The sequence below is a fragment of the Bradyrhizobium sp. AUGA SZCCT0431 genome (genome assembly GCF_018131065.1).
GTDB lineage: Bacteria > Pseudomonadota > Alphaproteobacteria > Rhizobiales > Xanthobacteraceae > Bradyrhizobium.
In genome coordinates this window covers 1-1,173 of sequence record NZ_JAFCLR010000102.1, presented here as the reverse complement: position 1 = coordinate 1,173, position 1,173 = coordinate 1, and the positions used below count along the sequence as shown (strand labels likewise).

The window sequence follows — 1,173 nt, the reverse complement described above, 5'->3', positions numbered from 1 at the left end:
GGCGTAATAGCTGTTGTCGACGCGTACGGTGGTGTCGTCGCAGACAGTCCGGACGACTTCGGTGAAGATGCGGAAGGGAGCGACAGGCAGCGGCCGCAGGTGCGGCTTCTCTTCCTGGAACATCGCCTCGACCTGACGGCGCGTGCTGCCGTGGATGCGTTTGGAAGCCCAGTTCTCCTCCCAGTGCCTCAAGAACTCGTTTTGCGCCTCCAGCGTCTCGAAGCGCCGTCCGGCCAGCGCAGTGCCCTGGGTATGTTGAATCGCATTCTCGACGCATCCTTTCCGATTTGGATCGGCCACGCGCGCGGGATCGGCGACCACGGCGTAATGAGCCAGCATCGCGCTGTAAATCGGGTTGAGCTGGGGCTCGTACAAATCCGGCTTGAGGACGCCTTCCTTCAGGTTGTCGAGCACGACATAGCTGGGGACCCCGCCAAAATACCGGAACGCCTCTTCGTGGAGCTGCGCCCAGACTTGTTGGCTGGACTTCCAGACTACCCGCCGGAAGCTGCGCCGCGAGTAGCGTAGCGTCATCACGAACAGGCGGGGACGACGGTACCGCCCGCTCTTCGGATCAACCGTCGGCGCGCCCTCGCCATAGTCGACCTGAGCTTCCTCGCCGGGGAGGAACTCAAGACGATCAAACTGCTCAGGATCAGCGTGCCGCAACCGGCGCACAAACCGCTTGACACTCTGGTAGCTGGACGGAAAGCCAAATTGATCAACCAGGTCCTGGTAAATCGCCTGCGCGTTCCGCTTCAGCCGGACCTGTTCTTCGATCCACGTCCGATGCGCTTCGCAAGCCGAACGGGCCAGGCTGCTGGTGACCGTCGCTTCCGATGTCCCAAAAGCCGGTGGTCGGGGTGGAGGAATTTGGCCGTCCGCGCTCACCGAGCCGGTGGTCACTTCCCCGGGGGAATTTGCCTCCGCACCGGCCCGCAGCGCCTGATAACGCCGGATCGTCTTGCGATCGACACCCGTCAGCCGGTGAATCTCGCGCTGGCTGGTGTTGCGATCAAGTAATGTAAGTACGGTGCTTTGCAGATGTCGCTTCAAGACGTTCAACTCCCCGGCCCCTTGCTGGCTAAAGGGGTCGAACATAAACGTCCTGCCTGACCGGCTACTGCTGTTCAGCGGCGCTGACGGCGATCATCAGGTGGGGGAGTTTCAAGT

General features: G+C 61.9%; 1 pseudogene. It reads right to left on the bottom strand.

What is annotated here, in order from left to right:
- Positions 1–1,101, bottom strand: a pseudogene (gene istA, locus JQ567_RS37940) (IS21-like element IS1631 family transposase); the annotation flags it as partial.
- Positions 1,102–1,173: the final 72 nt, after the last annotated feature.